21 protein-coding genes are annotated in these 24,071 nt (G+C 67.6%); 13 read left to right on the plus strand and 8 right to left on the minus strand.

Going from position 1 to position 24,071, the window contains the following annotated elements; genetic code table 11:
- The first annotated feature begins 163 nt into the window (after positions 1-163).
- From NM2_RS20675 to NM2_RS20695, 5 genes are read left to right on the plus strand one after another with little or no spacing between them, the layout of a single operon-like run.
- Positions 164-712: a cupin domain-containing protein gene (locus tag NM2_RS20675; protein WP_067671260.1), complete on the plus strand. Its 549-nt coding sequence runs from the start codon at positions 164-166 to the stop codon at positions 710-712.
- A 29-nt stretch (positions 713-741) separates the two neighbouring features.
- Positions 742-1,725: a hydroxyquinol 1,2-dioxygenase gene (locus NM2_RS20680; protein ID WP_067671143.1), complete on the plus strand. Its 984-nt coding sequence runs from the start codon at positions 742-744 to the stop codon at positions 1,723-1,725.
- Positions 1,725-3,206: an aldehyde dehydrogenase family protein gene (locus tag NM2_RS20685; RefSeq protein ID WP_067671146.1), complete on the plus strand. Its 1,482-nt coding sequence runs from the start codon at positions 1,725-1,727 to the stop codon at positions 3,204-3,206. Before NM2_RS20680 ends, NM2_RS20685 begins: the two co-directional genes overlap by 1 nt.
- A 10-nt stretch (positions 3,207-3,216) precedes the next feature.
- The gene (locus tag NM2_RS20690; protein WP_067671149.1) at positions 3,217-4,272 is read left to right on the plus strand and encodes a maleylacetate reductase; all 1,056 of its coding nucleotides are present in this window, start codon (positions 3,217-3,219) and stop codon (positions 4,270-4,272) included.
- A 29-nt stretch (positions 4,273-4,301) separates the two neighbouring features.
- Positions 4,302-5,228 carry a dioxygenase family protein gene (locus NM2_RS20695; RefSeq protein WP_067671152.1) on the plus strand — a complete coding sequence of 309 codons (927 nt, stop codon included), beginning with the start codon at positions 4,302-4,304 and terminating at the stop codon, positions 5,226-5,228.
- 111 nt (positions 5,229-5,339) lie between these two features.
- Here the strand turns inward: NM2_RS20695 and NM2_RS20700 are convergent, their stop codons facing one another.
- From NM2_RS20700 to NM2_RS20725, 6 genes are all read right to left on the minus strand, one after another.
- Positions 5,340-6,143 (minus strand): HpcH/HpaI aldolase family protein, encoded by an 804-nt coding sequence (locus tag NM2_RS20700; RefSeq protein WP_067671155.1) that lies wholly within the window; start codon positions 6,141-6,143, stop codon positions 5,340-5,342.
- Positions 6,128-6,916, minus strand: coding sequence for a 2-oxo-hept-4-ene-1,7-dioate hydratase (gene hpaH, locus NM2_RS20705; RefSeq protein ID WP_067671158.1), 789 nt, complete (start codon positions 6,914-6,916; stop codon positions 6,128-6,130). Before hpaH ends, NM2_RS20700 begins: the two co-directional genes overlap by 16 nt.
- Before the next feature lie 35 nt (positions 6,917-6,951).
- The gene (gene hpaD / locus NM2_RS20710) at positions 6,952-8,100 is read right to left on the minus strand and encodes a 3,4-dihydroxyphenylacetate 2,3-dioxygenase (RefSeq protein WP_067671161.1); all 1,149 of its coding nucleotides are present in this window, start codon (positions 8,098-8,100) and stop codon (positions 6,952-6,954) included.
- Between the two features lie 62 nt (positions 8,101-8,162).
- Positions 8,163-9,671, minus strand: coding sequence for a 5-carboxymethyl-2-hydroxymuconate semialdehyde dehydrogenase (gene hpaE / locus NM2_RS20715; RefSeq protein ID WP_067671164.1), 1,509 nt, complete (start codon positions 9,669-9,671; stop codon positions 8,163-8,165).
- A 25-nt stretch (positions 9,672-9,696) separates the two neighbouring features.
- Positions 9,697-10,368, minus strand: coding sequence for a GntR family transcriptional regulator (locus tag NM2_RS20720; protein ID WP_067671167.1), 672 nt, complete (start codon positions 10,366-10,368; stop codon positions 9,697-9,699).
- 4 nt (positions 10,369-10,372) lie between these two features.
- Positions 10,373-12,052 carry a fumarylacetoacetate hydrolase family protein gene (locus NM2_RS20725; RefSeq protein ID WP_067671170.1) on the minus strand — a complete coding sequence of 560 codons (1,680 nt, stop codon included), beginning with the start codon at positions 12,050-12,052 and terminating at the stop codon, positions 10,373-10,375.
- Between the two features lie 342 nt (positions 12,053-12,394).
- On the opposite strand from NM2_RS20725, the gene NM2_RS20730 reads away from it, so the two are divergent.
- A complete protein-coding gene (locus NM2_RS20730) occupies positions 12,395-14,293 on the plus strand; it encodes an FAD-binding monooxygenase (protein WP_067671171.1) in 1,899 nt (632 codons plus the stop codon).
- A gap of 11 nt (positions 14,294-14,304) precedes the next feature.
- Here NM2_RS20730 and NM2_RS20735 read toward each other — a convergent pair whose 3' ends face one another.
- Positions 14,305-15,003, minus strand: a complete 699-nt coding sequence (locus NM2_RS20735; RefSeq protein ID WP_067671173.1) for an IclR family transcriptional regulator — start codon at positions 15,001-15,003, stop codon at positions 14,305-14,307.
- Positions 15,004-15,125: 122 nt separating this feature from the next.
- Between NM2_RS20735 and NM2_RS20740 the strand changes: the two genes are divergently transcribed.
- The 7 genes from NM2_RS20740 to NM2_RS20765 all read left to right on the plus strand — a co-directional run bounded on the left by NM2_RS20740 (position 15,126) and on the right by NM2_RS20765 (position 22,381).
- Positions 15,126-16,109, plus strand: a complete 984-nt coding sequence (locus NM2_RS20740; protein WP_067671175.1) for an AraC-like ligand-binding domain-containing protein — start codon at positions 15,126-15,128, stop codon at positions 16,107-16,109.
- 75 nt (positions 16,110-16,184) lie between these two features.
- Positions 16,185-17,609 carry an aldehyde dehydrogenase family protein gene (locus NM2_RS20745; RefSeq protein ID WP_067671178.1) on the plus strand — a complete coding sequence of 475 codons (1,425 nt, stop codon included), beginning with the start codon at positions 16,185-16,187 and terminating at the stop codon, positions 17,607-17,609.
- Positions 17,610-17,812: 203 nt separating this feature from the next.
- The gene (locus NM2_RS20750) at positions 17,813-19,138 is read left to right on the plus strand and encodes an MFS transporter (RefSeq protein WP_169816207.1); all 1,326 of its coding nucleotides are present in this window, start codon (positions 17,813-17,815) and stop codon (positions 19,136-19,138) included.
- A 231-nt stretch (positions 19,139-19,369) separates the two neighbouring features.
- The gene (locus NM2_RS20755) at positions 19,370-20,632 is read left to right on the plus strand and encodes an acyl-CoA dehydrogenase family protein (protein WP_067671184.1); all 1,263 of its coding nucleotides are present in this window, start codon (positions 19,370-19,372) and stop codon (positions 20,630-20,632) included.
- An 89-nt stretch (positions 20,633-20,721) separates the two neighbouring features.
- Complete coding sequence (locus tag NM2_RS20760; protein WP_084531338.1) at positions 20,722-21,384, plus strand: TetR/AcrR family transcriptional regulator; 663 nt, start codon at positions 20,722-20,724, stop codon at positions 21,382-21,384.
- An 87-nt stretch (positions 21,385-21,471) separates the two neighbouring features.
- Entirely contained in the window at positions 21,472-21,789 is a 318-nt protein-coding gene (locus NM2_RS47645) for an IclR family transcriptional regulator domain-containing protein (protein WP_084531339.1), read from the plus strand.
- 175 nt (positions 21,790-21,964) lie between these two features.
- Positions 21,965-22,381 carry an SDR family oxidoreductase gene (locus tag NM2_RS20765; protein WP_067671187.1) on the plus strand — a complete coding sequence of 139 codons (417 nt, stop codon included), beginning with the start codon at positions 21,965-21,967 and terminating at the stop codon, positions 22,379-22,381.
- On the opposite strand, the gene NM2_RS20770 is transcribed toward NM2_RS20765, so the two are convergent.
- On the minus strand, positions 22,344-24,071 hold a 1,728-nt coding region (locus NM2_RS20770), incomplete at its 5' end, for a thiamine pyrophosphate-binding protein (RefSeq protein WP_157121204.1). The two genes, NM2_RS20765 and NM2_RS20770, sit on opposite strands and share 38 nt — an antisense overlap.

Raw genomic sequence — 24,071 nt, forward strand, 5'->3', positions numbered from 1 at the left:
GTTGATCGAGCTGCGTTCTCGCAGAGGCATTCTCAATTCCGCCACCCGGGCCACGATCGCTGGAAATCGCATTCCCCACCGCCCGACACTGGCAGTGACGCAGAACATATTCGTTCTCGAGCCCGCACGACTGTGCGGCAACGAACACCGAGGAGCAGGATTCATGACGCAGACCAGCCCGGCCCAGGGAGGGGCCGTTCAGCGCGGCGAATACAAGACGAAGTTCGGGTCGCTGGCCGAGTACCAGAAGGGCGGTGTCGAACTCATCGCCGACGATGCGCGTCACTACGCCTTCTCCAACATCTACGAGGTCGCCGCCACCATGCCGGCGTGGGACCGGATCGCGGTCGCCAAGAACTGGGAGTACGTGCTCGAGACGGTTCGCGCCGAAGGCACGTCGCCCTGGTACACCGCATCCCACGACGAGTTCGCGATCTGCATGGACGACGCGGGCGGCGAGATTCTCGTCGAGTTGGTGAAGCTGGACGCGCCGATCGCCGCCGACGACGTCGAGGGCGCCGTTCTGGTCGGCGGTGAGCCGGTCGGTCCGAAGATGGGCCGCATCCACCTGCACCTCGGCCACCAGGCGCTGCTGCCCGCGGGCTCGGCGTACCGCTTCGTCAAGGAGGGCGCGCCCGGTGTCCTGCTCATCCAGACCATCGGCGGCGCGCTGACGCAGTACCGCTGGGCCGACATCTGCCAGACCGTCTGAGCACGGCTGATCGAGGAAAGAGAGCAACCATGACCACCCAGATCGACATCGAGCGGTCGGCCGAGGTCAACGCCGACGGCTACGCCGAGTTCAAACTCGGCGAGTTCACGTTCAAGCGTGACGAGTTCTTCGTCTACATCGCCTGGCCGACCGGGGACCACATGATGAGCGCCGACGCGTTCCTGCGGGCGTTGCAGCGGGACGTCGCGTGGGATTTCTTCTACGGCATCGTCAACTTCGACGGCGTATTCGGCACCGTCAACCACTACGGGTCGGTGGACATCTTCGCGGGCCGCTACAACGACTCCTACCGCAAGGCGGAACTCGACTACGGCGAGAACGTCGAGACCCCGTTGATCCGGGAGACGTTCAAGGCGATCCTGGACGACTGGACGAACGAGTCCTTCGATCCGTTCGCCTCGCCGCACGAGACCGGTTCGGCGTTCGGCCTCAAGCACGGCAGCAACACCAGTGCCGTCACCCGCCAGCGCGTGGCCGCCGACCGGATGGTGGGTCTGCCCGGTGATCAGCAGCCGCGCACGGACGAGATGGGCTACCCGATCAACCGGATGTTCGCCGACGTCGACCAGAGCGAGCCGGTCGTCGAGGTGGAGCCCGGCTTCGAGAACGAAGTGGCGGCGTTCAGCCTGTTCGCCTATCTTTCGCGCTCCAACGTCACGTGGAACCCGTCGGTGGTCAGCGTCTGCAAGGAGTCGCTGGCCTGCCCGACCACCGAGGAGTACATCCTGCCGATCATCCACGGCAACGACCGGGTCGAGTGGTTCGTCCAGCTGTCCGACCAGATCACCTGGGAGGTCGAGGACCGCGACACCGGCGCTGTGCGCTCGCGCGTGGTCATGAAGGCCGGCGACGTTTCGGCGATGCCCGCCGACATTCGCCATCAGGGTTACTCGCCGAAGCGGTCGATGCTGCTGGTCTGGGAGAACAACTCCGACAAGATCCCGGAAGCGATCGCGTCGGGCCAGGCGCCGACCTACCCGGTCGAATTCTGATGCAGACGAGGCTGTTCATCGGCGGCGAGTTCGTCGACGCCGCCGATGGGGCCACCTTCGAGACGGTCGATCCGCACGACGGGTCGGTGCTGGCGAACGTCGCCGAGGCGAAAGAGCAGGACGTCGACCGGGCCGTCGCCGCGGCGAAGCGGGCGTTCCCCGCGTGGAGTCGTATGGCCGCGGCGGAGCGTGGCCGGTTGCTGCTGAAGCTCGCCGATGCGATCGAAGCCGATGCGGAGAACCTGGCGATGCTGGAGACCCGGGACACCGGGCACCCGGTGCGCGACACGCTCGGTCTCGACGTGCCACGCACCGCCGCGACGTTCCGCTACTTCGGCGGCATGGCCGACAAGTTCCAGGGCTCGGTCGTTCCGGTCGAGCAGGGATTTCTCGACTATGTCGTCCCCGAGCCGCTCGGGGTCGTCGGGCAGATCGTGCCGTGGAACTTCCCGGTGATGTTCACCAGCTGGAAGATGGGTCCGGCGCTGGCCGCGGGCAACTGCCTGGTCATGAAGCCCTCGGAGATCACGCCGCTGTCGGCGTTGCGCGTCGCGGAGTTGGCCGCCGAAGTCGGCTTCCCGCCCGGCGTGATCAATATGGTTCCCGGCTACGGAACCACCGCGGGGCAACGGCTCGTCGATCACCGTGACATCGCGAAGATCTCGTTCACCGGCAGCACGAACGTCGGCAAGATGATCGCGAAGGGGGCCGCCGAGACGCTCAAGCAGGTGCATCTGGAGCTCGGGGGCAAGGGCGCGAACATCGTGTTCGAAGATGCGAACATCGCGGCCGCGGTCAACGGGACGGCGTTCGGGATCTTCCACAACCAGGGCCAGGCCTGCATCGCGGCCAGTCGTCTGATCGTGCACGAGTCGGTCAAGGACGAGTTCATGGATCACCTTGTCTGGCTGGCGAAGTCGATCCGCCTCGGTGATCCCAAGGAGCGCGCGACCGAGATGGGTCCGCTCACCTCGTTGACGCACCTGGACCGGGTGAAGTCGTACCTCGGGCTCGCGGATTCGGAAGGCGGCAGCGTGCTTGCCGGAGGTAAGGCGCCCGATGCGCCGGAGCTGGCGTCGGGGTATTACATCGAGCCCACGATCGTCGAGACCCGGCCCGAGGCTCGCGCGGCGCAGGAAGAGGTGTTCGGCCCCTTCATGGTCGTGCACACCTTCAAGACCGACGAGGATGCGCTGCGGATCGCGAACAGCGTCGAGTACGGGCTGGGCGGTGGTCTGTGGACCAAGGATCTCTCTCGCGCGCACAAGGTGGCCCGGGATTTGCGTGCCGGGATGGTCTGGGTGAACTCGTACAAGCGGGTCAACCCCGGCTCGCCCTTCGGCGGAATGGGTGTTTCCGGCTACGGCCGGGAGATGGGGTTCGAGGCCATGCGCGAGTACACCGAGCCCAAGGCGACCTGGATCAACGTCGATGCCGCGCTTCCGGCGTATTACCCGCGTGACCCTCGTGGCAACGGGTAGGAATACCGGCATGAAGTTCTCTCACGAGACGCTGCCGCAGCGGGTGGTCTTCGCCTCCGGCGAGGCTCCCGCTGCGGTGGCGGCCGAGATCGAGGCCCTCGGCGGTTCGAAAGTCCTGCTGATCGCCTCCGCCCGGGAGGCGGCGCTGGCCGAGCCGATCGCCGCGCAGCTCCCCGTCGTACTGCGGCATGACGAGGTCGTCATGCATGTGCCGGTCGAGGTGGCCGAGCGTGCGCGGCAGGCGGCGGTCGCGTCGGGCGCCGACGTGATCGTCACCGTGGGCGGTGGATCGACGACCGGGCTGGGCAAGGCCGTCGCCATGACCACCGGCCTGCCGATCGTGGCCGTGCCGACGACGTACGCGGGCTCGGAGGCGACCAACGTCTGGGGCCTGACCGAGGGCGAGACCAAGACCACCGGCGTGGACAATCGGGTGCTTCCGGCGAGCATCGTGTACGACGCGGAGCTGCTCACCACACTGCCCGGCGAGATGACCGTGGCCAGCGGCCTGAACGCCATGGCGCACTGCGTGGACTCCATGTGGGGGCCACGTGCCGACCCGATCGATCGTGCCCTGGCACAGGAGGGAATCGCCGGTCTGGCCGCGGGCTTGCCCGAGGTCAAAGCTGATTCGGCAGGTATCGACGGAATCGAGCGGACGCTGTACGGGGCGTATCTCGCGGCAGTCTCCTTCGCCAGCGCCGGATCCGGTATGCACCACAAGATCTGTCACGTGCTGGGCGGGATGTTCAACCTTCCGCACGCGCAGACTCATGCGGTGGTATTGCCGCATGTCCTGGCCTTCAACGCGCCCAACGCCCCCGAGGCGGAGCGCCGAATCGCGCAGGCGTTCGGATCCGCCACCGCGGGGCAGGGTCTCGCCAGGTTGCGCGCCCAATTGGACGCGCCGCGGGCGCTGAAGGACTACGGCATGCCCGAGGACGGTATCGCCAGAGCGATCGCGCCGATCAAGGCCGCGATCCCCGCCGACAACCCGACCCCCGTGAGCGAGGAGAACCTGACCACGCTGCTGCGCGCGGCATGGTCAGGTCACGGCCAGAGCTGACGGAGACCCGCAACGAAGATCGAGGAATCATGTCCACCAACCCCGGCAGCGACGTCGAGAACGGCCACGTTCAGCGGGAGGTCTCCCCTGAACAACGGGCCGTCGAAGAACGCTTGGTCGCCAACGTCGTGGCGTCCTTCGACGCGTGCGAGGATCTGCGGCTCAAAGAGCTCATGGTCTCGCTGGTGAAGCACCTGCACGGATTCATCCGTGAGGTGCGGCTGACCGAGCGGGAGTGGGAAACCGCGATCGCCTTCCTCACCCGGGCAGGTCACATCACCGACGACGTACGCCAGGAGTTCATCCTGCTCTCCGACACGCTCGGCGCGTCGATGCAGACGATCAACATCAACAATCAGGCGTACGCGAACGCGACCGAGGCGACCGTCTTCGGCCCGTTCTTCGTTGCGGACAGTCCTGAGATCGAGGTCGGCGGCGACATCGTGTTCGGCGCGCCGGGCGAGCCGTGCTGGGTCGAAGGCACTGTCACCGACACCGACGGCAAGCCGCTCGCGGGCGCCCGGATAGAGGTCTGGGAGGCCGACGAGGACGGTCTCTACGACGTGCAGCGCGACGCCGCGAAGCGGGCCGCTCGCGCACACCTGTTCACCCGTGAGGACGGCAGCTACGACTTCTGGGGCCTGACTCCGACGCCGTACCCGATTCCCAATGACGGACCGGTGGGACAGATGCTCGAGGCCGTCGGCCGCAGTCCGCTGCGCGCTTCGCACCTGCACTTCATGGTCAGCCATGAGAACGCCCGGACACTCGTGACGCACATCTTCCCCGACGGTGATCCGATCGGCTGGAAGGACACCGTTTTCGGCGTCAAGGAGTCGCTGATCAAGACGTTCGAGCGGCAGCCCGCACAGTCCCCGACGCCCGACGGCCGGGCGGTCGAGGGCACCTGGTCCCGGGTCCGCTTCGACATCGTGCTCGCCCCGGCGGGTGCGTGAGGCGTTGTCGACGGCACCGGTGTGATTCCGGTGCGGATTTCGGTCAGGAAGAAGATCTGGACCGGGATGACGATGATCAGCACGACCGAGCCGGTAGCTCCGGAGACCTCGTCAGTAGGAGGCGCGTGGTGCTTGCTCCGTGCGGCCGATGTAGGTGTCCGCGAGTTTTTCCGAGCCGCGCGCGAGTAGAGCCACGTCTGCGCCGACGAGGATGAAGCCGGCTCCGGTCTCGGCGTAGTCGTGTGCCGCCGCGGGGTCGAAGGCGTTGACGCCGTAAGGTTTTCCCGCTGCCTCGATTCCCGCGAACGCGCGATGTACGGCGGCGACGACGTCGGGGTGAGTTTGCCGGCCGATCAATCCCATGGAGGCGGCGAGATCGCTCGGGCCGACGAAAACGCCGTCGACGCCGGGAGTTTCGGCGATCGCGCGGGCGTTGGCCACGCCTTGCGCGGTCTCGATCTGCACGAACAGCGAGACGTGCTGGTCGTCGTCGCGCAGATATCCCTCGACGCGATTCCAGCGGGCCGAGCGCGCGAGTGCGCTGCCGACGCCGCGGGTGCCGAGCGGGGGATAGCGAGTCATCGCGGCGACGTCGCGCGCCTGCTCCGGTGTGGAGATCATCGGTACCAGGATGTTCTGCGCGCCGAGATCGAGCACCTGCTTGATGATCACGGTTTCGCCGGACGGTACCCGCACGACCGGCGTCGCCGGGTAGGCGGATACGGCATACAGCTGTGCGAGCGTGGATTCGAGGCCGTTGGGCGCGTGTTCCATATCGATCAGCAGCCAGTCCAGGCCCGCGCCGGCCATGATCTCGGCGACGACCGGTGAGCCCGAGCAGATCCAGCCGCCGTAGAGCGTGCGGTCGGCCTCGGCCAGGCGCTCGCGGAAGGTGGGGGTCAGATGAAGCGGCACGATATCGTTCCCAACGGTCCGTAATCGGCGAGCACGGTGTCGCCGGGCTCGACCCACATCGGGCGGGTGAAGGATCCGGCCAGCACGATCTCGCCCGGTTCGAGGCGGTCCTCGTGTTGCGCGAGTTTGTTCGCCAGCCAGGCCACGCCGGTGGCGGGGTGGTTGAGCACCGCCGCCGCGACGCCGGATTCCTCGATGGTCTCGTTGCGGTAGAGCAGCGCCGACACCCAGCGCAGGTCGGTGCCGCCTGGCCGAATCGGGTTGCCGCCGTAGACCAGACCGCCGAAGGCGGCGTTGTCGCTGATCGTGTCCACGATGGTGCGGCCGGGCAATTCGATTCGGGAGGAGAGGATTTCCAGCGCCGGGACGATGTACTCGGTGGCGCGCAGAACGTCGAAGATCGTGACGTCCGGGCCGTGCAGGGCGTCGGCGAGCACGAAGGCGAGTTCGACCTCGATGCGGACGTTGGAGAACTGCCCGTGCTCGATGACCGCCCCGTTGTCGAAGACCGCGTCGGCGAAGATCGCGCCGTAATCGGGCTCGGTGATACCCGTCGCGACCTGCATCACCTTGCTGGTCAGCCCGATCTTGCGGCCGACCGGCCGGCGTCCGCGGGCGATGCCGCGACGTCGCCACTCGTTCTGCACGGCGTAGGAATCCTCGATCGTCATCCCGGGATACCGTGCGCTGAGCAACGGTACGGTGGTGCGGTCGCGTTCGGCGTCCGCGAGTTCGTCGGCGATCGCCGTGATCGTCCGGGCGTCCAGCGCCATTGCGAATTCCCTTCTGGCAGGCGAATTTTCGATGTTCAGAGCTGGTTGCCCAGCTTGTACTCGCCCTTCTTCCAGTCGGGCAGGTCGCGGTTCTCGCGGGTGTAGGAGAAGCCGTCGGCTCCGATCGTGACCGCCATCTCGCTGGTCTCGACGCGCGCCACCACCGGCTGTGGGTTGCCGTCCAGATCCAGGACGAGCGAGGCCTCGGTGTACCAGGACGGCACGACCGGGGTCCCCCACCAGTCGCGACGCTGGTTGTCGTGCACGTCCCAGGTCACCACGGGGTTGTCGGGATCGCCGGTGTAGTAGTCCTGGGTGTAGATCTCGATGCGGTGGCCGTCGGGGTCGCGAAGGTACAGGTAGAACGCGTTGGAGACGCCGTGGCGGCCGGGGCCGCGTTCGATGCGGTCGGACAGGCGCAGGGCGCCGAGCTTGTCGCAGATCGCGAGGATGTTGTGCTTCTCGTGGGTGGCGAAGGCGACGTGGTGCAGGCGCGGGCCGTCGCCGCCGGTGGTGGCGGTGTCGTGCACCGTCGGTTTGCGGCGCATCCACGCGGCGTAGGTGGTGCCGTCGGCGTCCTGGATGTCCTCGGTGACGCGGAAACCCAGATCCTGATAGTGCTTGACGGCGCGCGGCACATCGGGGGTGACCTGGTTGAAGTGGTCGAGCCGGACCAGCGCCCCGGGGGTGTAGAGGTCGTAGCGCCAGGCCAGGCGCTCGACGTGTTCGGCGTCGTGGAAGAACTCGTACGGGAAACCGAGCGGGTCGACCACACGCACGGAATCGCCTATGCCCCTGGTGAATCCGGCTGCGCGCCGCTCGACCGCACAGCCGAGTTCGGCGTAGAACGCCTCGGCCCGATCCAGGTCCTCGGGGGTGCGCACCCGGTAGGCCAGCGCGGCCAGCGCGGCGACCGGCCCGCGGCGCAGCACCAGATTGTGGTGGATGAACTCCTCGAGCGTGCGCAGGTGGATCGTTTCCTCGTCCTCCTCGGTGACGACCAGGCCGAGCACGTCCACGTAGAACTCGCGGGAGGCGGCGAGGTCGGTCACGACGAGTTCGGCGTAGGCGGCGCGCAGGATGTCCGGCGGCGGCGCGGAAGGGGTTGGCACCGCGTCGGCTACGACGAGGGAAACCTCCTGCGAGACAAAGAAACCAGAGGAGGTGAGTGTGCGTTCGGTCATCGTTACGGCCTTGCTGTGATGTGTGCTGGGTGTCGGCGCTGCACTCTGTTCGTATGCGCCGTCTACTTGCCGAAGCTGGGGTTGTGGACCTTGCCGAGGGTGATGTGGACGGCCTGCTGATCGGTGTAGAAGTCGACGGATCGATAGCCGCCCTCGTGGCCGAGCCCGGATGCCTTGACCCCGCCGAACGGGGTGCGCAGATCGCGCACGTTGTTGGAGTTGAGCCAGACCATGCCCGCCTCCACCGCCTGCGAGAAGTTGTGCGCGCGCTGGAGGTCGTTGGTCCAGATGTACGCTGCCAGCCCGTATTTCACGCCGTTGGCCAGTTGAAGGGCTTCTTCCTCGGTGTCGAAGGGGGTGATCGCGACGACCGGGCCGAAGATTTCTTCCTGGAAGATCCGGGCGTCGGGTTTCACGTCGGCGAAGACGGTGGGGCGCACGAAGTTTCCGGTCGGGAAGTCTGCGGGCCGGTCGCCACCGGCGACGAGGCGGGCCTCGGTCTTGCCGGTCTCGATGTAGCTGGTGACCTTCGCGTAGTGCTCGGGATGTACCAGCGCGCCGACCTCGGTGGCCGGGTCGTGCGGGTAGCCGACCTTCACGCGGTCGGCTTGGGCGGCATAGCGTTCGACGAATTCGTCGTAGATCTCGCGCTGGACGAGGATGCGGCTGCCCGCGGTGCACCGTTCGCCGTTGAGGGAGAACACGCCGAAGACGGTCGCGTCGATCGCGGCGTCCAGGTCGGCGTCGGCGAACACGACGGCGGGGGATTTGCCGCCGAGTTCCATCGACAGCCCCTTCAAGTAGGGGGCGGCGTTGGCGAAAATGGTTTCGCCCGTGCGGCTTTCGCCGGTGAACGAGATGAGAGGCACGTCGGGATGCTTGACCAGCGCGTCGCCCGCGTCCTCGCCGAGGCCGTTGACGAGGTTGAACACGCCGTGGGGGAGTCCGGCCTCCTCGAAGATGCCCGCCCACAGCGACGCGGAGAGCGGGGTGAATTCGGCGGGTTTGAGTACGACGGTGTTGCCGGTGGCCAGAGCGGGTGCGAGTTTCCAGCTCTCCAGCATGAACGGGGTGTTCCACGGCGTGATCAGGCCCGCGACGCCGATGGGTTTGCGGTTGACGTAGTTGATCTGGCGACCGGGGACCTTGTAGGTGTCGTCAGCCTGGGCGACGATCAGGTCGGCGAAGAACCGGAAGTTCTCCGCGGCGCGGCGGGCTTGGCCCAAGGCCTGGGTGATCGGTAGGCCCGAGTCGAAGCTCTCCCACTCGGCCAGGCGAGCGTCACGTGACTCGACGATGTCGGCGATGCGGTTGAGCACCTTGGCGCGTTCGCGGGGAAGGAGTTTTGGCCACGGCCCCTCGACGAACGCCTTGCGCGCCGCGGCGACCGCGCGATCGACATCGGCCTTCTTACCTGCCGCGGCCCGCAGATAGGGGTCGTTGGAGACCGGATCGAGCACGTCGAAGGTGTCGCCGTCGAGCGAGCTGACGAACTGTCCGTCGATGTAGTGCTCGATGCGGTGGGGGAGGTCGGCAGGGACGTGATGCCCACGAGTTTCGTTGTCTGCCATGGTCTTTCCTCCGTCGGGTAGGGGATCAGTCGGTGGGGTGCGCCCCGGGCGGATGCTGCTCGAGATAGGCGTTCATGGTTCGCCAGCGGTGCTGTCGCGCGGCCAGTTCGATCTCCAGCGGATCGGCTCGGCGGCGGATCAGCTCGATGATCTGCTCGTGCTCGTCGACGGATTCGCGCGCGCGATCGGGGACGAAGGCGAACGTCGAGGTGCGCAGGCCGGACATGCGCGTCCAGCCGCGCTGCACCAGGTCGAGGATGTGCGGGTTCGGGCAGGGCTCGAACAGGACGGTGTGGAACTGCTCGTTGGTCCGGGTGAACAGGTGCGGGTCGAAGTCGTCGAGCAGGTTTCGCAGGCGATCGTTGACGGCCAGCGCGTGATCCAGATCGGCGTCGGTCAGGTGGGGGACCGCGAGCGCGGTGGCGATGCCCTCGACCACGCCGAGCGTCTGCATCGTGTGCAGGTACTCGGTGGGGTCGATCTCCGCGACCCGTGCGCCGACATTGCGTTCGAACTCCACCACACCCTCGGCCTCGAGCCGCCGGATCGCCTCGCGCACCGGGACGACGCTCATGCCGAGCGTGTCGGCGATCGTGCCGAGGACGAGCCGGTAACCAGGCACGAATCGGCGGTCGGCGATCCGGGTGTGGATCCAGTCGTAGGCGATCTGGGATTTGCTTCGAGGCTCGGTCACCATCGCATCATTCCCCGGCACGGTCGTACCTGCGCTCATAGCGGGCCCGCCACTCGGCGTTCATCGGGAACAGGCCGTCGACCGGATGGCCCGCGGCGACCTGTTCGGCGACCCAGGCGTCCTCCGTCTCCTGTGCGAGAGCCGCGTCGGCGACCTCCTCGGCGAGCGCGGCCGGGATGACGATCACGCCGTCGTCGTCGCCGACGATGACATCGCCGGGCAGTACCGTCGCGCCGCCGCAGGCGATGGCGACATCGACGTCCCACGGCACATGTCTGCGGCCCAGCACGGCCGGATGCCCACCCCGGCTGAAGACGGGCAGGCCCGTCGCGGCGACCGCCACGACATCGCGCACGCCGCCGTCGGTGACGATGCCCGCGGCCTCGCGCGCTCGGGCGCGCAACGCGAGCACATCGCCGAGGGTGCCCGAACCGGACTCGCCGCGCGCCTCGATCACGATGACCTCACCGGCCGCGACGGCGTCGAAGGCGCGCTTCTGCGCGTTGTAGCCGCCGCCGTGGCTGCGGAACAGATCCTCCCGATTGGGCACGAAACGCAGCGTCTTCGCGGTGCCGACCAGTTTGCTGCCCGGACGGATCGAGTGCACGCCGTCGATGTGGACGTTGTTCAGTCCGCGTTTGCGCAAGGCCTGCGACAGACCCGCCACGGGCGCCTCGGTCAGCTTCGCGCGGAGTTCGGGGGACAGGCCTGGTGCTTGTTCGGGGGGTTGGGCCGCCTGCGTGGGTAGTCCCGGTGTCTGCTCGAGGAGTTCGGTTGCCTGCTGGGGGAGTTCGCTTGCCTGATCAATGAGCCCGGCTGCTTGCGCGAGGAGTTCGGTTGCCTGCTGATGCAGTCCGGTTGTGTGTTCGGGCAGTTCGCTTGTCCGCTCTGGAAGTCCGGCTGCCGCAAGCGATCCCCATGCTTCTTCGCGCTGGCGGTCGTCGACCGAGGGCAGTGACCCTAGTGCGGGATCGAAGCCGCCGCGACCTTCGATCACCCGCGTGGTCAGTCGGCCGCTGGACGGATTGCCCGCGGCGGTCGGCGCGTCCACCTCGATCTCGATCACGTCGCCCGGTTCGGCGACCGAGGCCCCGGCCGGGGTGCCGCTGAGGATGACGTCGCCGGTGTGCAGGGTGAAGTGCTGGGACAGGTCCGCGACGAACTGCGTCAGCGGGAAGATCATCGCCGCGCTCGTATCGTCCTGGACCAGGCGGCCGTTGTGCCAGGTGCGCACCCGCAGTTCGGCCGGATCGATGGTGCGGGCGTCGATCAGGTTCGGGCCGAGCGGGGTGTACCCGTCGCGTCCCTTGTTGCGCACGTTCGAGCCCTTGTCGTTGGCCCGCAGATCGTAGAGCCCCCAGTCGTTGGCCGCGGTGACCCATGCGATGTGCGACCAGGCGTCCGCGAGGGCGACGTTGCGCGCGGGCGTGCCGATCACCAGGGCGATCTCGCCTTCGTAGGCGAGCAACTCGGTTCCCGTGGGGCGCTCGACCTCGGACCCGGAGGCCGCGAGGGAGCTGGTCGGCTTGAAGAAGTACGACGGCGCAGCCGGACGACGGCCACGCTGTGTGGCGCGCGACTCGTAACTGAGGTGTACCGCGACGATCTTGCCTGGCGCGGTCGGCAGGGGTGAAGCCTGTTCGGCGCCGGTCGATCCGTCGGTCGGTTGCCCGTCATCCGTGATCATATTTCAAATCGTATACGATCATCATGTTCCGCAAGTCGTCGTTTGAGCTACTTCATAGTGCTGCGCAACCGGCTGGGAGGGCGGTCATCGGCCTCGACGTCGCGAGGCGACGCCGCATCGACTCCGGCAGATCGCCGGACGCGCCGATCCTGGATCGCTCAGCGATACCTCCACCCGGACATCGAGGCGCTCCAGAACGCCGGCGACCTGTTGTCGCGACCTGGGTCACGCGGAGTGCTTGTCTGCGATCTGGCTCACGTCGTACCATCGGCTCACTCTATATGCGAATTAATAGTTCTATTATCGAACAACACTCGCCCGTTCGGGAGTGAGGAGCAACCCGTGCAGTTCCATCACCACGGCTACGTATCCGGTGATCCGCTCATCCAGCCTGCGGCCGGTTACGGCGTCGATCGGCCGTCCGACCTGCCCGACGAGGTCGACGTGCTCATCGTCGGCTCGGGCCCGGCGGGCATGATCGCCGCCGCGCAGCTCGCGCAGTTTCCGAACATCGCCACCCGCATCGTCGAGCGGCGGCCGGGCAGGCTCGAGGTCGGGCAGGCGGACGGAATTCAGGCGCGCAGCGTGGAGACCTTCCAGGCATTCGGGTTCGCCGAGCGGATCATTGCCGAGGCGTACCGGATCACCGAAATGGCGTTCTGGAAGCCGGATCCGGACGATCCGAGCAGCATCGTGCGCACCGCGCGGACCGTCGACGACGAGCACGGCATCAGCGAATTCCCGCATCTGATCGTCAACCAGGCGCGCGTGCTGGACTACTTCGCCGAGGTCGCCAGGAATGCGCCCGCCCGGGTCGAGCCCGATTACGGCTACGAATTCCTGACGCTCACCGTCACCGGCGAGGGTGCGTATCCGGTCACGGTCGTGCTGCGTCACACATCGGGGGAGCGCGCGGGGCGGGAGCGAATTGTCAAGGCCAAGTACGTGATCGGGTGCGACGGCGCGCGCAGCCGAGTGCGCGAGGCCCTGGGCCGCCGGTTCGTGGGCAAGCAGGCCAATCACGCGTGGGGAGTGATGGACGTGCTCGCCGACACCGACTTTCCCGACATCCGTCTCAAGTGCGCCATCCAGTCGCACGACGGGGGCAGCATCCTGCACATTCCCCGAGAGGGCAACTTCCTGTTCCGGATGTACGTCGACCTCGGCGAGGTGCCCGAAGACGACAACGGCCGAGTGCGTGAGACCACACAGGAACAGGTCGAGGCGCGCGCGAACAAGATCCTGCATCCCTACACGCTGAACGTGCGGCACGTCGCTTGGCGCAGCGTGTACGAGGTCAGCCACCGCGTCACCGACAAATTCGACGACGTCGACCCCGGCGAGTCCGGCACCCGCACCCCGCGGGTGTTCATCACCGGGGATGCCTGCCACACCCATTCGGCCAAGGCGGGACAGGGCATGAACGTCTCGATGCAGGACGGCTGGAACATCGCCTGGAAACTGGCGCACGTCCTGGACGGCCGGGCCGCCGAATCCATCCTCGACACGTATTCGGCCGAGCGGCAGGTGATCGCTCAGAACCTGATCGATTTCGACCGGGAATGGTCGACGCTGATGGCGGCTCGGCCCGAAGATATGGACGACCCCACGCAACTGGAGGAGTTCTATGTGAAGACCGCCGAATTCCCCGCGGGCTTCATGACCCGGTACGCGCCCTCGCTGCTCGTCGCCGAGGCCGCGCATCAGCGGCTCGCCGCCGGATTCCCGATCGGCAAGCGTTTCAAATCGCATATGGTAACCCGGGTCTGCGACGCGAATCCGAAACACCTCGGCCATCACGCGAGCGCCGACGGGCGTTGGCGGATCTACGTTTTCGCCGATCGGCCCGCGGCGGGCGAGGCATCGAAGACGGCCGAACTGGCGCAGTGGCTGATCACCCCCGAATCACCGCTGCGCGCACACACTCCGGCGTGCGCCGACCTCGACGCGTGGTTCGATGTGAAGGTGATCTACCAGCAGGACCACACATGCGTGGACCTCGGCGAAGTGCCCGCGGTGTTCCTGCCGAAGGTCGGCCCCTTCCAGATCGTCGACTACGAGAAGGTGTATGCGACCGACCCCGCCGACGACATCTTCACCGCCCGGGAGATCTCCCGCGACGGCGCGGTGGTCGTGGTCCGGCCGGATCAGTACGTCGCGGACGTGTTGCCGCTCGACGCGACCGGCGAGCTCGCCGCCTTCTTCGACCGGATCGCGGGAAAACGGTTGAGTGCGTTGTGAATTCGCCTGAGTCAACCGCCGAGTGCGCGCGCGATGGCCTTCGCGGCCGTCCCGAGCCGCTCGGCGATCTCCGGCTCGGACCGGGGCAGCGACACGTGAATCGCCGCGATCGAGGCGTCGGGCTGGCCGGGGATCATCAGCGGCACGGCCACCGACCACAGCGACGGCACCACCTCACCGTGGCTGGTGGCGAATCCGCGGGTTCCGGCGAGGGTGAGCTCCTCGCGCAGGTCCGCGGGCCACAGCTTGTCGTCCCGCTCGAGCAGGATCGCCTTGCCCGGTGCGCCGCGGGTGAGCGGATGACGGTGGCCGGGGCGGTAGGCCACGGCGACGCTCTGCTGCGGCGCCGCGCTGATCAGCGTCACGGCCTCGGCCCCGTCGTGCGCCACGACCAGCAGGCAGGTCATGCCCAATTCGTTTGCGGCAGCCTTCAATTCGGGCAGGGCGGCCTGTTGCAGATCGTGCGAGACACCCGCGGCCAGGGCGGCCAGTCCCGCGCCGAGCATGATCCGGCCGGTGGCCTCGCGGGCGATCAGGCCGTGATCCTCCAGGGTGCGCAGCAGCCGGTAGGCGACCGATCGATGGACGCCGAGGGATCCGGCGAGTTCGTCGATGGTCATGCTCCGGCCGGCGTCGGCGAGAATCTCGAGCAGGCGGATGCCGCGGCCGAGAGTCTGCGAACCGGTCGAGGAACCTGCTTTGCCGGGCACTCGGGCCGCCCCTTCCTGTTTCTCGGATCGAACGGCCGCAACGGCCGCCCACTCGATAATAGAATCAGGAATTCATTATTCGATCACCGACCGCGCAGGCGCGCCGGCCCGAGGAGAGCACCATGAACTCGGCAGACCTCGCCCCCATCCGGCACGATTGCGGGCTCGACCGGGATGACGCGCTGCTGGCCTGGCGGGTGGGGGTGGAGGATTTCTTCCCGCCGCTGCGGATCGATCCGCTCGATGGTCGCTTCGCCGGATCGATCATCGGCGCTCGCACCGCCGAACTCCAGGTCACCGATATCGCAGGCACCTCACATCAGGTTTCTCGCCGTCCCGGTGGCCATCGCGCTTCCGGCGAATTCTTCAAGCTCACACTGCAATTGGCGGGTAGCGGTGTGGTGCGGCAGGGCGGCAACGAGACGCGGCTCGAGCCGGGGACGATCGTGATCTACGATTTCGCGCGCTCCTACGATCTCGTTTTCGAGACCGACACCAGGTTTCTCGTCGCGCTGTTTCCCAAGGACGCGCTCGGTCTGCCCGATGGCGTCGTCGGCGAGCTGACAGCCGCGCCGCTGGCCTCCGCGGCGGGGACCGCCCCGCTGGTCGCCTCGTATCTGCGTGGTCTCGCCGATAATCTCGGCGTTCTGGCCGGTCCGTCCGGGGCTCGGGTCAGCCGTCATTTCCTCGATCTGGTCGGTACGTTTCTCGGCGAGCATCTGGAGCGGCGGGTGGGCCCGGCTCGCGCGGAGGTGGGGGCGCTGACGATGCGAATCCTGCGGTACGTCGACGAGCAACTGGGTGATCCGGAACTCGACGCGGCGCGCATCGCCGAGGTCCACCACGTCTCGGTGCGTTATCTGCACAAGCTCTTCGAGCCGACCGGATCGAGTGTGGGGCAATGGATCCGGCGCCGTCGACTCGAGTGCGCGCGCACGCAGTTGGCCGCTCGCGGCGGTGCGGATCTGGCCGTCGCGGAGATCGCGCACCGCTGCGGTTTCGTCGATGCCGGGTATTTCGGGCGGGTGTTCAAGAACGCCTACGGGGTGACGCCGGGGCAGTGGCGCGACGATCGTGCGCTCTCGTCGCATATCCGTGCTCGATAGTCACACTCGCGTCGGTGTGACACACGGCATCCTGCATTCACCGATCCCGTAGACGGTGAAAGCGAAGGAGATTCGATGCCCGAGGTGAAGTCCGTCGACGAGGTCCTGCTCGCGCGCGTGCAGGCCGACCCCGCCACCGGCCGCGCCATTCCCGACGCGGCCACCGGAGAGACGATCGGTTACGCCCCGGAGCAGGCGATCGTCGAAGTAGACGTGGCCGTGGCCGCCGCGAAGGCCGCGCAACGGGAGTGGGATGAACTCGGTCACGCGGTCCGCAGCAAACTGCTGCACGCCGCCGCGGACGCGGTCGACGCGAACGCCGAGGCACTCGCTCGCCTGCTCTCGCGTGAGCAGGGCAAACCGCTCGACGGCCCGAACGCGCGCTTCGAGGTGGGCGCCTGCGTCACCTGGCTGCGTTCGGCCGCCACCACGGTTCTGGAACCGCAAGTCCTCATCGACAGCGACACCGACCATGCGGTGCTGACCTACCGCGCCCTCGGTGTCGTCGCTGCGATCGGCCCGTGGAACTGGCCGTTGATGATCGCGATCTGGCAAATCGCTCCGGCGCTGCGGATGGGCAACACCGTCGTGGTCAAACCGAGCGAATACACCCCGCTGAGCGTTCTGGCCCTCGTGGACGTCCTGAACGAGGTGCTGCCGCCCGGGGTGCTCGTCCCGGTCGTGTCGAGCGATCGCGAGGTCGGCGCCAGGCTCGCCGCACATCCCGATATCGACAAGGTCATGTTCACCGGGTCGACCGCGACCGGCCGCCGGATCGTCGAGGCATCCAGCGCCAACCTGGCCCGGCTCACGCTCGAACTCGGTGGCAACGACGCCGGTATCGTGCTGCCCGACGCCGACCCGAAGGCGATCGCCGAGGACCTGTTCTGGGGCGCGTTCATCAACACCGGCCAGACCTGCGCGGCACTCAAGCGTCTCTACGTGCACGAATCGATCCACGACGAGGTGATCGACGCACTCGCCGGGGTGGTGCGGCGGATGCCGATGGGCTGCGGGCTCGACCCGGGAAATGTGCTGGGACCGTTGCAGAACGCCGCGCAGTTCGACATCGTCGCGCGCCTCGTCGAGGACGCCGAGGCGCGAGGTGGACGGGTGGTCGTCGGCGGCGAGCCCGCGCCCGAATTGGGAGCCAATTTCTTCCGCGCCACGATCATCGCCGACCTCACCGATGGTGTGGCGCTGGTGGATCAGGAGCAGTTCGGCCCGGTCCTGCCGGTCGTCCGGTACACCGACGTCGAGGACGCGATCGCGAGCGCGAACGGGCTCGATGCCGGGCTGGGCGCGTCGGTGTGGTCCAGCGATCGGGTGGCGGCGCGCGCGGTGGCGGCCCGGCTGCGGGCGGGCACGGTCTGGATCAACTCGCACGGCACGCTGCACCCCGAGGTGCCTTTCGGTGGTGTGAAGAAGTCGGGGTACGGGCTGGAGTTCGGTGTCGAAGGGCTGAAGTCGGTGGCAGAGCCGCGCATCGTCAGCGGCTGAGCACGTCGCGGTGTCGAATGATGACAAGGGATGTTTGACAGCCCAATAGTTGTCGATAATCTGAAATTTATCGATATTGAATAATCCAAGTTGATGATCGAGTGCCTGGCCGCAGGCGAAGGAAGGTAGGTATTACCATGCCTGCGATAGAGCCGGTTCCGGCGCATTCCAACGGAAGCTCATGGCGAACATACGTCTCGTCGTTGCGTGTATATCCACCGGCGGCGTGGCGTGCGGCCATCGCGTGCGCCATCGTCATGGCGTTGAGTCCGGCGGCGTTGATCGCGATCACCCCGTTCTTCGTCGGTCCGGTGTCGCAGCAATACGGTTGGGCCCAGTCGGAGACGTTGACGCTGTACTCCCTGCCGATGATCGTCGCTCCCCTGGCCCTGCCGCTGGCCGGTCGATGGGTCGACCTGTGGGGCGTGCGCGTCGTCGCCATTCCCTGTTTCGTGCTCTACGCGGTGACCACGGCACTGGTCGCGGAGATGGGGGCCAGCGAGATCCGATTGGGTTTGGCCATCGGGCTTTCCAACATGTTCGGGTTCATGGGAAGCGTCGGCGTGTACTACAAGGTGGTGTCGGAGTGGTTCCCGCATCATCGGGCCGTCGGGTTCTCGGTGCTGATCGGCGCGACCGGGAGCCTGGCCGGTGCGGTGTACTCGCCGCTGGGGCAGTTCGCCGTGCACACCTTGGGCTGGCGCGGCACGTACCTGGCGCTCGGGCTGGTCATTCTGTTGATCGGCGTACCCACGCAGATCTTCCTGCTGAGCGAGCCCGGTTCACGCACCGACCAGCCGGGCGCTCGCATCGCGACGTCGGATACCGGCACCGGCGAGCCGGGTGCGCACACCGGTGCGGATGCGCCATCGGTGCCGCTGCCGGGCATGTCCTTCCTGGCGTCGTTGTGGACGCGTCGGTGGGTGTCCGTGGTGTTCGTCATCGTCGGCACCTCGGGGATCGTGGCGGCCGTACGGCAGAACGCGGTAGCGCTGCTGGGGGAGCGCGGATACTCCGCTGGGCTGGCATCACTGTCGCTGTCGGCGTTGATGATCGCGTCGGTGATCGGTCAGTTCGTCTCCGGGGTGGCTCTGGATCGCACGAGGACGCCGCGGGCAGGCGTGCTGTTCTTCGCCTGCGTGCCCGTCGGCATCGCGATCCTGCTGACCGCCCACGGCAATCGTTGGCAGTTGATGCTGGCGATGTGTCTGCTGGGCGTGGTCGTCGGAGCGGAGGCGACGGTAGGGGCCTACCTGGTGAGCCGCTATTTCGGCCTGCGTGCTTTCGCTCAGGTCCAAGGTTTGACGATGGGGATCGGAAGTCTCTCCATCGGGATCGCGCCGATTGTCCTGCAGTGGGCACGGGAGCATTCCTCGAACTACTCCGGCGCGTTGGTCGGTGCGCTGGTCATCGGCATTGCCGTGGTCGCGGTAGCGCTGTCGCTGCCCCGGTATGCATACCCGGCTGCGGAGTTCGATCCGGAGGCCGCCCGACCACACCGGAAGACCGAAAGTCTCGACAACGCCTGAGATCCACACCGCAATGCTCGACGTCGTATCGCGGCTGCCCCGAGCCGCTGGTCATCACCGCTGCCTCGGTGATGTGAATCGTTGCGGCTGAAGAGCTTCGGGGCAGGTGCGACGCGGCGGCGAACGCCGAGTGCTGGTTTGATTCGCCGTGGCCTCACCCCGCTGGTGATACGATACGGTTTCGTACTATAGTTGACGTCGAACAGATATACGCGCCAGAGGAGGCCGATAATGACGATTAGTGCCGATGTGTCGGGACGGCGCGAGTCGGAGTTCCTGAGCGAGAGCGGGGAGCGGATCAGCCGGCAGGTGGCCGAACTCGTTCCGCTGATGCGGCAGACGGCCCCCGAGGCGGAACGTCTCGGGAGGCTCACGCTGGAGACGGTCGGTGCGCTCTCCGCCGCGGGTGTGTTCGCCCTGACCGCGCCGGTCGAGCTCGGTGGTCATGCGGTCGGTGCCCGCGACCTGCTCGAGGTCATCGCCACAGTGGGGCGCGGCGACGGCTCCGCGGGCTGGCTCGCCGGTACCGCCGCCGCGAACAACGTTCTGGCACTGGCGTTTCCGCAGCAGACCGTAGACGAGGTCTTCGCCCTCGCGGACGGCTGGAACGGGCCGTTGGTCGTGGCGGCGTCGCTGTTCGCCACCAAGGTGGGTTCGGCCCGCAAGGTGGACGGCGGCTGGCAGGTTCGCGGGAAATGGGGATTCGGCAGCGGGTGCAAGCATGCCGCCTGGGCCATCGTCGGCGTGGAGTTCGAGGACGAGAACGGCGTCGGCCGCGGCCAGGCTCTGCTGTCCCGCGACCAGTACCTGATCCTCGACGACTGGAAGGTGATGGGTATGGCCGCCACCTCCAGCAACTCGATCACCGCCGAGACCGAGGTGTTCGTCCCCGAGCATCGTTTTCTGCGGATCACCGATATGCCCGGGCTGATGAACAGCCTGCGCGGCAAGTACACCGGCCGCGGCTTCACCTGGAGCGCGCAGGCCCGGGTGCTGGCGGTGACGCTGGCCAACGCCGCGAACGCGCTCGGCATGGCCCGGGGCGCACAGGACTGCCTGGCCGAACAGGCGCCCGCGCGCAAGCCGTTCAATCTGCCCTACCCGACGGTCGCCGACATGCCCTCGGCGCAGGTCACCGCGGGCCGGGTGCGGGCGATGATCAACGCCGCGCAGGCGGTGCTCGAACGCCACGCGGACGCCATCGATCGGCGCAGCGAACAGGGCGGGGACTTCACCGAGGACGAGGCCAACGAGGTGCACATGGATCTCATCTTCGCCATCCGGCTGTGCGTCGAGGCGGTCGACGCGATTCTGGACGCCCTCGGCTCGTCCGCGGTGAGCCTGCGCAATCCGATCCAGCGGTTCGCTCGCGACCTGCGGGTGCTGAGCACCCACGGGGCGATGCGCTTCGACCCGATGGCCGAGATCAACGGCCGCGGTGTGCTCGGCGTCGAACCGTTCCCGATGTACGCCGGTGGACTACCCGCCGTCTGAGCGATCGGCGGGGGCGACGGCACCACACCCCGGCAGGTGCCGCTTCGCCGCCCAGCCGTTCGTTACGGTTGGGCGGTTGTTCGAATTGCATGGAAGGGCTGAACTCGAACCATGGTGAATGCACGATCGCAGCGCCGAGCGGGGGGCCGAACCCCGGCTACGCCGATGCCGACGACCCACGTTCGGCCGAGATTCGCGCAATCGTTCTCGAGTTGGTCGCGCGGCAGGGCTACGACAGCGTGACGATCGACGAGATCGTCGCTGTGGCAAAGGCTTCCAAGGCAACGCTGTATCGGCGCTGGCCGTCCAAGGCCGCGCTGGTCGTGGACGCCGTCCGGCACAACGTCAACCAGCTCCAGGAGCCACCCGACACCGGTTCGCTGCGCGGTGACCTGCTCGCCGTGCTCAACCTCGTCGCGCGGGAGTCGACCCGGGACGGCGATCTGGTGGTCGCGTTGGTTGCCGCCGCACGGCGCGACGAGGAACTCATGCGCACGGTGATATCGCAGCTGCGCGACCCGGGCCGAGCCGTCGGACGACTGACGGTCGAGCGGGCCATCGCTCGCGGAGAGCTGCCCGCCGACACGAACCCGCTGATCGTCGACGACATCGCGATGCCGATTCTGCTGCATCGCACATTGTGGAAGGAACCTCTCGACGAGGCTTTCGTCGAGCACGTCGTGGACGACATCCTGCTCCGGCTGCTGGATGTCCGCCCGCCGACGGGCGAGGGTGGGACCTGTTCCATGTGACAACCCCGTCACAGGGTTTCGAGAAGGTCGTCGAGCGAGTGGACGAGACCGCTCACATCGTGTGCCCGCAGCGGGCGGGAAAGTCAGCTGGCTGCGCTGCCGCGATACCGGCTCGATGCTCTCCTGCCCGACTCGCGGCTGCCGACGCTGACGAAGAAGTCGGTTGGTTCGACGGCACGGCTGCTCGAGGAGCTCGATCAAGTTCGCGAGCAGGGCTATGCGATCGACGACGAGGAGAGTGAAGTCGGCCTGCGTGCCGTCGCCGTGCGAGTGGTGCATTCGAACCTGGCGCTGTCGGTCGATGCGGCGCTCACTGTGGCCGGACCCGAGGTGCGGATGACCGACGAGCGAATTCAGTGGTGCCTCACGGAGATTCACAAGCTCATGGGCACCGAGCTCGCCTGAGTGACCGTTCGAGGACAGTCCTCGAACGGCATGCGATGCCGAACATGACCGGAAGAGGGCATGAGAGAACCGGCCATCGTGGCGCGGGTGTCGCGATCGTGGCCGGCGGGGGCAGTGGAATCGGCCGAGCCTGCGCCGATGCCCTCGTGGACGCGGGTTACCGGGTCGCGGCGCGTTGAGCACGGTCGAGCGGGACCTCGGGGCCGTGACGGCGCTCGTGCACGCGGCGGGTATCAGCGGGCCGTGGACCGGTCTGCTCGATCTGCCCGAATCGACCTGGAATCAGATCATGGACGCGCACGCGGGCGGGACGTTCCGGATCTGCAAAGCCGTGCTGCCCGGCATGGTCGACGAGGTTTCGGACGCGTCTCGGAACATGAAATACATTGCAGCAATGGGTATTTCGTTGACCATGACACGGCTGTGTCCCGAACCGCCCGGCGGCACCGTCGACGAGGACGATTGTGTTCTCGTCGGCATGCCATCGTCGACCGGTGTACTGATGGCCGTCGCGTGCCGCCGGGGCGATGCTGATCGTTCAGGTCGCGAGCGCGCTACAGTTCGCGCTCCAGGAACGGTTCGAACGTCGTGACGGGGGCGAAGCGGAATGCGCTGACCACGACGTCGATGACCGCGGGACGTCGCTGTGCGAGCGCCTCGACCAGGGCGGTCCGCAGATCGTCGACGTTGTCGACGCGGACCCCGTGCGCGCCCATGCTCCGCGCGAACGCGCCGTAATCGACGTCGGTGAAATCGCATACCTCCGCGACGATGTCACCGTCGCAGACGTAGTTGAAACCGATCGATTCGTAGGCGAGCCCGGCGTTGTTCAGGACCAGGACGATCGCCGGGATATCCAGTCGCACAGCGGTTTCGATATCGCCGAGGTGGTAACCGAACCCGCCGTCACCCATCAGGGCCACGGCGCGCGCGTCGTCGCCGACCGCGAGCTGAGCGCCGAGCACGGCGGGGAAGCCCCAGCCGAGGGTGCCCGCGGCGCGCAGGAACGTGCGGCCCGGTTCCTTGATCGGGTAGAGCACCCCACCCCACGCGCCCATGTTGCCGGTGTCGGCGACCACGACGTCACGCGGGCCGAGCAGCTCACCGAGGGTGGCCACCACGGCCTCGGGCCGCACATGTCCCTCGGCGGGACGCGCGGCGACGGCCTCGAACGTCGCGCGCCACGCCGCCACCTCGGTCGCGACGTGCTCGCGCCAGGTCGCGTGCTCACCGTTCGCGCCTTCGGGCAGGGCCGAGGTCAGGGCAAGGGCGAATTCGCGGGCATCGGCCAGGACGCCGAGCCGGATGGGCACCGACGCGCCGATCCGCTGGGGCTCGACGTCGACCTGGATGACCTCGGCGCTCTTGGACGGCAACTGATAGCCGTCGGTGACCAGGGCGCCCAGGTCGGTGCCGATGGCCAGAACCAGATCCGCCTCGCCGACGAGCCGGTTCGCCACCTTGCGCGAGTAGCGGCCGGTGACCCCGACGGCGAGCGGATGCGATTCGGCGATCGAACCCTTGCCGCCCATGCTCGTCACGACCGGCACCCCGGCCCGCTCGGCGAGCGCGGTCAGTTCGGCCGCACCCTCGGCCAGCAGCACGCCGTTACCGGCGAGGATCAGCGGACGCCTTGCGCGGCTGAGCATTTCGACGGTTTCGGCGATGGCCGAGGCAGCCGGGGCCGGGGGAGCGATGCGGTAGCCGTGCGCGTAGCTGTCGGGCACGTGGGTGGGCTCGTTGAGCAGGTTCGTGGGCACATCGAGGTGCACCGGACCCGGCGAGCCCGATCCCGCGACGGCGATGGCACGCGCGAGCAACTCGCCCACGCGGTCCGATCGGTTGGCCCTGGCCTGCCATTTGGTGACCGAGGTGAACATCGGGGGATGGTCGAGCTCCTGGTAGTCCTGCCGGTGCTCGAGCGTGGTGGACACGGTGGTGGTGAGCGCGACGACCGGGCTGCGGGCCCACAGCGCGTCGGCCAGGGCCGCGGCCACATTGGCCGCGCCCGGACCCCACTGGCCGTAGACCACGGCGGGTTTGCCGGTGGTCCGGGCATAGGCGTCGGCCATGACGACCGCGCCCGCCTCGCTGCGCGCGAGGTACAGCGCGATACCGGCGTCGCGCAGTGCGCGCCACATCTCCAGATCGGCCCCGGTCACCAGGAACATCCGGTCGATGCCGTTGTCGCGCAACGCTTTCGCGACCGCGTGTGCGGCCGGTGTGGTGGCGACGCGTTCGGTCGCCGCCGCGGTCGGGCTGGGCGGTGTCATGGCTTCGCT

The sequence above is a fragment of the Nocardia miyunensis NBRC 108239 genome (assembly GCF_001613065.1).
Lineage (GTDB): Bacteria > Actinomycetota > Actinomycetes > Mycobacteriales > Mycobacteriaceae > Nocardia > Nocardia miyunensis.

What these genes read in the sequence shown, in the direction of transcription:
- NM2_RS20675 (WP_067671260.1), top strand. Translation starts at nt 164, where the DNA reads ATGACGCAGACCAGCCCGGCCCAGGGAGGGGCCGTTCAGCGCGGCGAA.
- NM2_RS20690 (WP_067671149.1), top strand. Translation starts at nt 3,217, where the DNA reads ATGAAGTTCTCTCACGAGACGCTGCCGCAGCGGGTGGTCTTCGCCTCC.
- hpaD (WP_067671161.1), bottom strand. Translation starts at nt 8,100, where the DNA reads ATGACCGAACGCACACTCACCTCCTCTGGTTTCTTTGTCTCGCAGGAG.
- NM2_RS20725 (WP_067671170.1), bottom strand. Translation starts at nt 12,052, where the DNA reads ATGATCACGGATGACGGGCAACCGACCGACGGATCGACCGGCGCCGAA.
- hpaH (WP_067671158.1), bottom strand. Translation starts at nt 6,916, where the DNA reads ATGGCGCTGGACGCCCGGACGATCACGGCGATCGCCGACGAACTCGCG.
- hpaE (WP_067671164.1), bottom strand. Translation starts at nt 9,671, where the DNA reads ATGGCAGACAACGAAACTCGTGGGCATCACGTCCCTGCCGACCTCCCC.
- NM2_RS20720 (WP_067671167.1), bottom strand. Translation starts at nt 10,368, where the DNA reads ATGGTGACCGAGCCTCGAAGCAAATCCCAGATCGCCTACGACTGGATC.
- NM2_RS20740 (WP_067671175.1), top strand. Translation starts at nt 15,126, where the DNA reads ATGAACTCGGCAGACCTCGCCCCCATCCGGCACGATTGCGGGCTCGAC.
- NM2_RS20680 (WP_067671143.1), top strand. Translation starts at nt 742, where the DNA reads ATGACCACCCAGATCGACATCGAGCGGTCGGCCGAGGTCAACGCCGAC.
- NM2_RS20685 (WP_067671146.1), top strand. Translation starts at nt 1,725, where the DNA reads ATGCAGACGAGGCTGTTCATCGGCGGCGAGTTCGTCGACGCCGCCGAT.
- NM2_RS20745 (WP_067671178.1), top strand. Translation starts at nt 16,185, where the DNA reads ATGCCCGAGGTGAAGTCCGTCGACGAGGTCCTGCTCGCGCGCGTGCAG.
- NM2_RS20755 (WP_067671184.1), top strand. Translation starts at nt 19,370, where the DNA reads ATGACGATTAGTGCCGATGTGTCGGGACGGCGCGAGTCGGAGTTCCTG.
- NM2_RS20760 (WP_084531338.1), top strand. Translation starts at nt 20,722, where the DNA reads ATGGAAGGGCTGAACTCGAACCATGGTGAATGCACGATCGCAGCGCCG.
- NM2_RS20695 (WP_067671152.1), top strand. Translation starts at nt 4,302, where the DNA reads ATGTCCACCAACCCCGGCAGCGACGTCGAGAACGGCCACGTTCAGCGG.